This window comes from Sphingomonas chungangi, from assembly GCF_013778325.1.
Taxonomy (GTDB): Bacteria; Pseudomonadota; Alphaproteobacteria; order Sphingomonadales; family Sphingomonadaceae; genus Solisphingomonas; species Solisphingomonas chungangi.
In genome coordinates this window covers 57,751-66,078 of sequence record NZ_JACEIB010000024.1, presented here as the reverse complement: position 1 = coordinate 66,078, position 8,328 = coordinate 57,751, and the positions used below count along the sequence as shown (strand labels likewise).

Here is an 8,328-nt window from a genome sequence, read left to right as displayed (position 1 = left end):
AAATTCAGGTGGGAAGTGACATGAGTGCAGCGCTCGTGGCCGTCCGATGCTTCCTGCGGGGCTCTCAGGGCTGCTCGAGCGCGGACGGGCTTAGGCGGCGGTCTTTGGGGGAAGGAAGCGCTTCACGATGTCATCGGCCAGTCGAATGGGACGCAATGTCACGGCGTCTAGACAACACCAGCGCGACTTCACGTGCGCCAGTACTTCCTTACCTCGGCTGATAACAGTGTCGTAGAACGCGCTTTCCCGACGCACCCGTTCGAGCACGGTGGTCGCGAGTAGCTGATCGTCGAGAAAAGCCGCTTTGCGGTAGGTAATCTCGTGCTTCAGTGCGACCCACCGGTGCGCAGCGACAGCATCGGAACCGGCAAAGCGCTCCCAATGAGCAATAACGGCGTTTTGCACCCACGTCAGATAGATCGCATTATTGACGTGACCCATAAAATCGATGTCCGCTGTCTCGATTTTTATGGGTTGGGCGAGGCTTGTCGAATTCATATCCTTCCCTAGCACGGTCGGTTGATCAGAGAATTCGGCTGTATCAAGATTCCGGACGGTTTCTTCAGAGGCTGGGGTCATGTTCATGCCGGTGGAGTGTCAGCTCGGCCGGCCTTCAGGATTGAGCGGACCTTGTCTAGAAGGTCGGTCCTCTGCCAAGGTTTCGGAACGAAACGTCCATCATCCGGAAGGTCGCGTTCGTCCGGCCTGTGATTGCCCGACGTGATCAGCAACCCGATCCCGGGCCATCGCTCATGGACAAGCTTGGCTAGTTCGAGCCCGTTCATGCTGCCGGGCATCTCGATGTCGGAAAAGAGCAAGCGCACATCGTCGTGCTGCTCCAGCATTGCGATGGCCTCATCGGCGCTACCGGCGTCGACGACACTGAATCCAGCGTCCTCGAGAATATCGCATCCGTTCATACGGATGAGCGCATCGTCTTCGACAACGAGTATCAGGGTGCGATCATCGGGCATCGAGGGTCTCCTACCCATCGTGCCATCGTTGAACACACCGGGACTGTATCAATGATCGAGCAGGCCTTTGGTTACAGGCAATAAGTTCAAAGCTTGCTTGTTCGGCAAACCGTGCTCCAATCGAACCCAAGCGATCGATTTTAAACTAGGCGCAGCCCCTCATCGGCCGTCGAGATCGTGACGAAGGCTTGCGGCAATCGACTTGAGCAACGACAGCGATTTCTGAAGAGCATGCGGCGCGTCACCGATGTCCGCGGCGATTTCCGCCTTCACGTCGGCGGCAATGTCGACGATCACGACCGCCTCCTCGATCGTCAGCGTCCGCTTTTCGATCAGGCCGTGCAGCAGGCTCTCGACGAGCAAAAGCGCCGCCTGACCATGCGGATCAGGGCCCGACCACAGGCTTTGCATTGGCGACTGATCATTGTCGTTCATCGAGCACCCCGGCTAGGCGAGAGCGCTCAATGTCTCCCAGCCGCCGGAGCCTGACGCGGGCCGACGATGCGCCTATGATAGCGTAAGTTCGCAATCGGAAAACCACGCAGATCAATTTTCGATTATAACTTACGGCAATGTCTAAAAGTAGCCGCCTGTGGGATGGATCGGCATGGGCAACCGCTTCATCGACAAGCTGAAAAGCTACGGCGTCCTGGATACGGCGGACGCCTCGGCTCTCGAAGCGGCGACCGCGCGAAGCCAGGACTATGGGGCGAAAGCCGACCTCATCCGGGAAGGCGATCGGCCGGGCCCCGTCTTCGTGATCCTCGAAGGCTGGGCTTGCCGGTACAAGGTGCTTCCAAGCGGCACGCGACAGGTGACGGCATTCCTGATGCCTGGAGACTGTTGCGATCTCCACGTCGGCCTGCTCGCGGAAATGGATCACACCATCCAGACCATTACGCAGGCGAAGATCGCCACGATCGGGCGAGAGGAGATGGACAGGCTTATGGACGCTCATCCCAAGGTGGCCCGTGCGATGTATATCGCCCAGCTCATCGACGAGGGCATCATGCGGGCCTGGATTACCAGCATGGGCCGTCGCACGAGTATCGAGCGCGCTGCCCATCTGATCTGCGAACTGTATCTGCGCGCGGCCAATATCGGCTTGGTTTCCAACGCCGAGCTGATCCTTCCCCTCTCACAGCTCGTGCTTGCCGACGCGCTCGGCATGACCCCGGTGCATCTCAACAGGGTGCTCAAGGAACTGAAGCTGCAAGCGGCTGTGTCCCTCCAGCGCGGGAAGCTGATGATCACCGACCCAGCCAAGCTCATGAGAATCGCCGGCTTCGATGAGAACTATCTTCACCGGCGCCTGCGCGTGGCATGAACCTCGGCGAGATCATCGAATCCGGTTCTGGGGTGGCAAATGGCAGTTCAGGCAGGCCCACCGCCGTCGCACCGGTCATCGCTTTTGATGTTGGCCTCCTGGCGCCGCTGCTTGTAGCCGAGCAGCTCCTCGAGCGTGACTCCATCGGGACGCTTGTCGACCCACGGATTTCCCACGATGCGTCGGCGATCCCTTCTTCGCCATGCAAGGATCGCCAACCATCGCACTCGTGCTTCTACGTGGACTGACCAGCGGAGATTTTCGGCGGCCGCTCGACAAGCTGGGAATAACGGTCGGCCATCTGCAGATGAATGGCGCGGATGCTGGGCACCGATGCTGCGTCGGCAAGCCGTCGGGCCTGCTGCTCACGCTCTCGATAATAGGCCGCATCGTAAGAGTTGGCTGCCTCGTCGTGATCCATCGGTCGCCTCCTGTCCGCGAGCATGGATTATTCCGGCAGAATGAAATTGATCTAGGTCTATTGCGACGCAACCGTTCTGATCACCCGCCGGTGAAGGTAGGCGTCGTCGAAACCGGCCAGGACGGCCAGCCGGGCCGGATCGGTGATAACAAGGCTGCCGACATCGACGCGCATGGCGTTTTCCTTCCTCAGTGTGCGGAAGACGCGGTTGACGTGAACCGGCGTTAGTCCAAGCGAGTCCGCTATGACGATCTGAGAGATTGGAAGCTCGAGCTCGCCGTCCTCGACCAAGCCGACATTGCGAGCGCGGATGAAGAGCTCGCACATGAGGTGGGCCACACGCGCAAGGCTGTCGCGCCGGCCCATGCTGACGATCCAGGCCCGCAGCGTCGCCTCATCGACGAGCTGGGTCCGGATCAGTGCAAGCGCGATCGGCGTCCGGTTTTCGAGCAGCTCGTGCATCTCGCGTGGTGAGATGGTCGCAATCCGCGCCGGGGTCAGCGTCTTGATGCTGTGATACATGACCTCCAGCGATCCAGTCTGGATATCGCAGGTGTCGCCCGGCATGAGGAAGGCCATGATCTGCCGGCCGCCTTCTGGCAGGATCTTGTAGCGGCAGGCCCATCCCTCGAGCATCACGAAGACCGGCCCCGGCACATCTCCCTCTAGGATCAGGTCGTGTCTGGCGGGCACGGTTCGCGTTCGCGCCGTAGCTACGGAAAGGACTGCGATATCTTGGTCGCTCAGCGCGGCAAATCGCCTGAGCTTGTCCGTGAAGCGGTTGGCCATCCGAGGCTCACTGGTAGCGCCAACATCCAATGAAATAGTTGATCCATGTATATGGCGAGCATTGATTTTAATCGAGAATCAGCTCGTTACGCAGGCGGGCCATAGACCTGGGTCAAGTTTGCACCCGCCCTTCCTGAGATCACGGACTTCCATGGGGCCTGCGAAACCTCCAAAGCGAAGTTCAGCAAATCAAGCGGGCGCCCGTGCAGCTGACATTGATGCCTTGGCGCACACCCTTCTGACGGTCTTCGGCGATCGCGCGCTCGAGGTCTGCGATGGCCAAATAGGGGCAGCGCCAGTCGGCAGTTCGGCTCAAGTTGCATGGGTCGACCTGTCAGCGCGAGTCGAGGCACTCGCTGACGCGCGATAGGGCGAGCGCCCTTTCAGCGAAGCTGACTGTCTTTGCTCCCGCGCCGATTGATGCCGCCTAGAACGAGTTTGCGGTCGCGTTCCGATTGACAACCGACGCAAGTCCGGACGCCCGGCAGTGCTGATCGGCGCCGTTCCGGTATCGGACCGCCGCAATCCTCGCACTCATCCGCGCCTTCACCCGACGGCATGCGTGCACGCGCAGCCAGGACCGCGTCGATGACCGTAACATCAATCTGTTCCTGCACCGCGCCATCGCGTGCCCAGCCATTCGCCATTGTGACCACCCATCTTCTGTCAAACGTAAGTGGGTAGTCGCGCGACGAATTTCGAGTGCGGGAGGGCCTTGGTGCAGTCGCTGGGCGTTGAACCCGTTCAGATTTTTGAAGGCGATCAAGACATGCTGATCGAGAGCGCGGGTTGGATCGCGTTGGGTACGACCTGCATAGCCGCGCTGATGACGGCATCTAATCTCGGTGCGCGGGTGACAGGCTGGGGCTTCGTCATCTTTACCGTAGGCGCAGTCGCGTGGGCGCTCGACGGGTTTTTCAGCGGGCAGACCCAGCTCCTCTGGTCGAACGGCTTCCTGGCTGCCGTCGATCTGTTCGGTATCTGGCGCTGGCTTGGGCGTCGTGCCAAGTTCAGCGACACGTCTCGCGCTGAGGAACTTCGCAGCGAAGACGGTCGCGGCGATGACCTGTTTTCTGCGGCAAGCCTGGACGGGATGGCGGTCAAGGGCGCCGGCGGTGTGGTGATAGGGCACGTCGTCGACGCCCTCATCACCTGCGCCGACGGTGGGATCGACTATCTTGTCGTGCGCGAAGGCGGCGCAGCCGGGCTCGGCGAGACCCTTCGTCGATTGCCGTGGAATAACGCCCGGGTTCGCGATCAGGCGATCTCAACACAGTTAAGCGACGCGGAATTTAGTGGATTGGCGCCGGCCGATCCGGGCTGAAGAGGCTCTTCCCGCGCAATTTTGCTGGCGTATCAGCAGCGCCACCTCCACACCTCGGTATGGGAGTATTGCGGAGCGTTCGGTGTGTCACAGTGCCGACGGGTTCATCCGGCGATGAAAGGCGATCCATGGACCTGTTCTTCACCCGTGTCTCCGGACGCATCGCGAGCTTCGCCGGTCAGCCGGTGACCTTCATCGTCGCGTTCCTGCTGATCATCATCTGGGGCGGCTTCGGGCCGGTCTCCCATTATTCCGACACCTGGCAGCTGATCGTGAATACCAGCACGACGATCATCACCTTCCTGATGGTGTTCCTGATCCAGAACAGCCAGAACCGCGATGCAGCGGCCATGCAGGCGAAGCTCGACGAACTGATCCGCGCGGTTGACAAGGCGCGCGGCACCTTCATCGCGATCGAGCATCTGACCGACAAGCAAATCCAGGAGATCAGGACGGCTCTCGAGAAGGATTGTCACGAGACGCCTGACAAATATGAGGGCAAGGAAGCCACCGTTCAGACAAGCGTGGACCGCCTGCTGGCGCGCTACTGATCAGGCTTTGGTTCGCCTCCCGTGCTGGCGAGGGTATCGCCTCCTCCGTGGATCTGATCGATCTCGGCCTCAGTCTTACCTTCAATGCCGGTGACTTAATCGCGTGAGCGGTGCTTCGACAGGATAAGTTCGTCGGTCTTGAGCTGCAGCGCCAATGCGCAGCGAAGCTGTTGGTTGAGGAAGCATTGTCGCCGCCGTGGCTGACATAAAATTATCTTGGGATAAGGCTCGCGCTCGGAGTGTGTGCCGAACGCGATGAAATGATTTCCAGCCGGGTGAGACTTGCATGGCCCCGGCGCGTTGAGGCGAAATATCAAGGAGATAGATCGATGTCGGATATCCGCGACGCGCGGACCGACGATGCGCCTGCGTCGTCGGCCAAGGATAGGCCTGTCCGCGACGAGGCAACCGACCGGCTCGTTGATGCCAAAGGAGGCCATGTGGTCGGCCGCTCGGTGACGATCAACAAGCCGGCGGCCGAACTCTTCGCCTACTTCCGCGATTTCTCGAAGCTCTCGAGCTTCATGGAGAATGTCGTGCGCGTCGATGTCCGCGACGGGTCGCGATCGCACTGGGTCGTGAAGGCTCCCGCTGGCAAGACGGTCGAGTGGGACGCTCGTATCACCGAAGAGCGCGATGGAGAGCTGATCGCCTGGACATCCGAAGACGGAGCCGACATCGACAATTCGGGCCGGGTCGAATTTCGCGACGCCGGTGCCCGCGGCACGGTTGTGACGGCCACCATCGCCTACGACCCGCCTGCTGGCACGATCGGCAAGCTCGTCGCCAAGCTCTTTCAGCGCGAGCCCGCGATCCAGGCGCGGCGCGACCTGCGGCGCTTCAAGCAGCTGATGGAGACGGGCGAGATCGCGACATCGTCGCGCACGAAGGCGCAGCTCGAAGAGGAGAAGGCCTGATGCGCGCGCTCACCTGGCACGGCAAGCATGACGTCCGCGTCGATACGGTCGACGATCCTGAGATCCTCAATCCGCGCGACTGCATCATCAAGGTGACGTCCACCGCGATCTGCGGCTCCGACCTCCACCTCTACGACGGCTTCATTCCTACGATGCAGTCGGGAGACATTCTCGGCCATGAGTTCATGGGCGAGGTGGTCGAGGCCGGGCCGAGATCGACACTCAAGAAGGGCCAGCGTGTCGTGGTGCCATTCACGATCGCCTGCGGGTCCTGCTACCATTGCGGCAAGCATCAATATTCCGCCTGCGACAACGGGCTCCCCGCCGACAATCAGGACATCGCGCAGGAGCTGTACGGCCAGCCGATGTCCGGTCTGTTCGGCTACAGCCACATGACCGGTGGTTATGCCGGCGGTCAGGCCGAATATGTCCGTGTGCCGTTCAGCGATGTCGGCCCGATTGTGATCCCCGATGGGGTCGAGGACGACAAGGTCCTGTTCCTCTCGGACATCCTGCCGACCGGCTGGCAGGCGGCCGAGAATGCGCAGATCGAGCCGGGCGACACGATCGCGGTGTGGGGCTGCGGCCCGGTCGGGCTGTTCGCGGTGCAATCGGCCTTCCTGATGGGGGCGGAGCGGGTCATCGCGATCGATCATTTTCCGCATCGGCTGGAGCTTGCCAAGAAGTTCGGCGCCGAGACGATCAACTTCGAGGAGAGCGCTGTCTACGAAGCGCTGATGGAAATGACAGGCGGTATCGGGCCGGATGCCTGCATCGACAGCGTCGGCCTGGAAGCGCACGGCTTCTTCGTCGACAATGTCCTCGATCAGATCAAGAAGTCGACGTTCCTCGGCACCGATCGCATCCATGCCAATCGCCAGGCGATCCTGGCCTGCCGCAAGGGCGGCCGCATCTCGATGCCGGCGGTCTATGGCGGCTTCGTCGACAAATGGCCGCTCGGCGCCTTCATGGAGAAGGGCCTGACGCTCAAGACCGGCCAGACCCACGTGCAGCATTACATGCCGGCGCTGCTCAACGCGATCCTCGAGGGCAAGATTGATAGCGACTTCCTGATCTCGCACCGTCTGCCCCTCGAGCAGGCGCCCGACGGCTACAAGATGTTTCACGACAATCAGAACGAGGTGACCAAGGTGGTGCTGAAGCCCGACCTTGCCGTCGCCGCCGAATAGGAGACACGACATGGCCGACAAATTCGCGATCGTCACCGGCGCCTCGACGGGCATCGGCTTCGAACTCGCCCATCTCGCCGCGAAGAACGGGTATGACTTGCTGGTCGTCGCCGACGAGCCGCTGATCGATGCCGCCGGCAGCGACTTCCAGCAGCACGGGATTAGCGTCCAGTCGATCGAGGCCGATCTTTCGACGATCGACGGTGTTGACCGCCTGCTCGCCGCTGCGCAGGGCCGCCGGATCGACGTGCTATGCGCCAATGCGGGCCGCGGCCTCGGCAATGGATTTCTCGAACAGCCGGTCGCCGATTGGCGCCGCGTGGTCGACACCAACATCACGGGCACGCTGTATCTGCTCCAGAAGGTGCTGAAGGACATGACCGCCCGAAACGAGGGCAAGGTACTCATCACCGGCTCGATCGCGGGCTTCATTCCGGGCAGCTTTCAAGCGGTCTATAACGGCACCAAGGCGTTCGTCGACAGCTTCGCCGATGCGATCCGCAACGAGCTGAAGGAGCATGACGGCGTCCAGATCACCACGCTGATGCCCGGTCCGGTCGAGACCGAATTCTTCCACACCGCCGGCATGGATGACACCAGCGTCGGCGCGTCGGAGAGCAAGAGCGATCCGGCCGACGTCGCCAAGGATGGCTGGGACGCGCTGATGGCGGGCCACGCCCACATCGTCTCGGGCTGGAAGAACAAGGTCCAGGCGGCGGTAGCCCACGTTACGCCCGCCGCCGTGCTCGCCGAACAGCATCGCAAGATGGCTGAGCCCGGTTCCGCGAGCGACTGATTGGTCGTCGCTTGCTTTCCGCTTTTTCAGGAGATCATC

At 61.3% G+C, this 8,328-nt stretch carries 13 protein-coding genes; 7 read left to right on the top strand and 6 right to left on the bottom strand.

All coding sequences use genetic code 11. The features are described from left to right. Positions 1–90: 90 nt before the first annotated feature. The 3 genes from HZF05_RS14180 to HZF05_RS14170 form a co-directional block, all read right to left on the bottom strand. Positions 91–498: an acyl-CoA thioesterase gene (locus tag HZF05_RS14180; protein ID WP_160363847.1), complete on the bottom strand. Its 408-nt coding sequence runs from the start codon at positions 496–498 to the stop codon at positions 91–93. 83 nt (positions 499–581) lie between these two features. After that, positions 582–974, bottom strand: coding sequence for a response regulator (locus tag HZF05_RS14175; RefSeq protein WP_160363816.1), 393 nt, complete (start codon positions 972–974; stop codon positions 582–584). 159 nt (positions 975–1,133) lie between these two features. Next, complete coding sequence (locus HZF05_RS14170) at positions 1,134–1,409, bottom strand: hypothetical protein (protein WP_160363815.1); 276 nt, start codon at positions 1,407–1,409, stop codon at positions 1,134–1,136. A 172-nt stretch (positions 1,410–1,581) separates the two neighbouring features. Between HZF05_RS14170 and HZF05_RS14165 the strand changes: the two genes are divergently transcribed. Further along, entirely contained in the window at positions 1,582–2,301 is a 720-nt protein-coding gene (locus tag HZF05_RS14165; RefSeq protein WP_160363814.1) for a Crp/Fnr family transcriptional regulator, read from the top strand. Further along, positions 2,298–2,549 (top strand): hypothetical protein, encoded by a 252-nt coding sequence (locus tag HZF05_RS14160; RefSeq protein ID WP_160363813.1) that lies wholly within the window; start codon positions 2,298–2,300, stop codon positions 2,547–2,549. Before HZF05_RS14165 ends, HZF05_RS14160 begins: the two co-directional genes overlap by 4 nt. Here the strand turns inward: HZF05_RS14160 and HZF05_RS14155 are convergent. The 3 genes from HZF05_RS14155 to HZF05_RS14145 all read right to left on the bottom strand — a co-directional run bounded on the left by HZF05_RS14155 (position 2,537) and on the right by HZF05_RS14145 (position 4,158). Next, positions 2,537–2,722, bottom strand: a complete 186-nt coding sequence (locus HZF05_RS14155; RefSeq protein ID WP_160363812.1) for a hypothetical protein — start codon at positions 2,720–2,722, stop codon at positions 2,537–2,539. The genes HZF05_RS14160 and HZF05_RS14155 overlap by 13 nt on opposite strands. Positions 2,723–2,779: 57 nt before the next feature. Beyond that, entirely contained in the window at positions 2,780–3,511 is a 732-nt protein-coding gene (locus HZF05_RS14150) for a Crp/Fnr family transcriptional regulator (RefSeq protein ID WP_246332015.1), read from the bottom strand. A 383-nt stretch (positions 3,512–3,894) separates the two neighbouring features. Further along, positions 3,895–4,158: a DksA/TraR family C4-type zinc finger protein gene (locus HZF05_RS14145; RefSeq protein WP_160363811.1), complete on the bottom strand. Its 264-nt coding sequence runs from the start codon at positions 4,156–4,158 to the stop codon at positions 3,895–3,897. Between the two features lie 71 nt (positions 4,159–4,229). Between HZF05_RS14145 and HZF05_RS14140 the strand changes: the two genes are divergently transcribed. The 5 genes from HZF05_RS14140 to HZF05_RS14120 all read left to right on the top strand — a co-directional run bounded on the left by HZF05_RS14140 (position 4,230) and on the right by HZF05_RS14120 (position 8,289). Continuing rightward, complete coding sequence (locus HZF05_RS14140) at positions 4,230–4,835, top strand: PRC-barrel domain-containing protein (protein ID WP_343046894.1); 606 nt, start codon at positions 4,230–4,232, stop codon at positions 4,833–4,835. 128 nt (positions 4,836–4,963) lie between these two features. Next, positions 4,964–5,386: a low affinity iron permease family protein gene (locus HZF05_RS14135; RefSeq protein WP_110155973.1), complete on the top strand. Its 423-nt coding sequence runs from the start codon at positions 4,964–4,966 to the stop codon at positions 5,384–5,386. 329 nt (positions 5,387–5,715) lie between these two features. Next, positions 5,716–6,303, top strand: a complete 588-nt coding sequence (locus tag HZF05_RS14130) for an SRPBCC family protein (protein WP_160363810.1) — start codon at positions 5,716–5,718, stop codon at positions 6,301–6,303. Beyond that, positions 6,303–7,493 (top strand): zinc-dependent alcohol dehydrogenase, encoded by a 1,191-nt coding sequence (locus HZF05_RS14125; protein WP_160363809.1) that lies wholly within the window; start codon positions 6,303–6,305, stop codon positions 7,491–7,493. Before HZF05_RS14130 ends, HZF05_RS14125 begins: the two co-directional genes overlap by 1 nt. A 10-nt stretch (positions 7,494–7,503) precedes the next feature. After that, positions 7,504–8,289: an SDR family NAD(P)-dependent oxidoreductase gene (locus tag HZF05_RS14120; RefSeq protein WP_160363808.1), complete on the top strand. Its 786-nt coding sequence runs from the start codon at positions 7,504–7,506 to the stop codon at positions 8,287–8,289. Positions 8,290–8,328: the final 39 nt, after the last annotated feature.

Excerpts from the sequence above, each read along its gene's own strand:
- HZF05_RS14120 (WP_160363808.1), top strand. The coding sequence starts at position 7,504 with ATGGCCGACAAATTCGCGATCGTCACCGGCGCCTCGACGGGCATCGGC.
- HZF05_RS14160 (WP_160363813.1), top strand. The coding sequence starts at position 2,298 with ATGAACCTCGGCGAGATCATCGAATCCGGTTCTGGGGTGGCAAATGGC.
- HZF05_RS14150 (WP_246332015.1), bottom strand. The coding sequence starts at position 3,511 with ATGGCCAACCGCTTCACGGACAAGCTCAGGCGATTTGCCGCGCTGAGC.
- HZF05_RS14145 (WP_160363811.1), bottom strand. The coding sequence starts at position 4,158 with ATGGCGAATGGCTGGGCACGCGATGGCGCGGTGCAGGAACAGATTGAT.
- HZF05_RS14130 (WP_160363810.1), top strand. The coding sequence starts at position 5,716 with ATGTCGGATATCCGCGACGCGCGGACCGACGATGCGCCTGCGTCGTCG.
- HZF05_RS14175 (WP_160363816.1), bottom strand. The coding sequence starts at position 974 with ATGCCCGATGATCGCACCCTGATACTCGTTGTCGAAGACGATGCGCTC.
- HZF05_RS14180 (WP_160363847.1), bottom strand. The coding sequence starts at position 498 with ATGAATTCGACAAGCCTCGCCCAACCCATAAAAATCGAGACAGCGGAC.
- HZF05_RS14135 (WP_110155973.1), top strand. The coding sequence starts at position 4,964 with ATGGACCTGTTCTTCACCCGTGTCTCCGGACGCATCGCGAGCTTCGCC.
- HZF05_RS14125 (WP_160363809.1), top strand. The coding sequence starts at position 6,303 with ATGCGCGCGCTCACCTGGCACGGCAAGCATGACGTCCGCGTCGATACG.
- HZF05_RS14155 (WP_160363812.1), bottom strand. The coding sequence starts at position 2,722 with ATGGATCACGACGAGGCAGCCAACTCTTACGATGCGGCCTATTATCGA.
- HZF05_RS14165 (WP_160363814.1), top strand. The coding sequence starts at position 1,582 with ATGGGCAACCGCTTCATCGACAAGCTGAAAAGCTACGGCGTCCTGGAT.
- HZF05_RS14170 (WP_160363815.1), bottom strand. The coding sequence starts at position 1,409 with ATGAACGACAATGATCAGTCGCCAATGCAAAGCCTGTGGTCGGGCCCT.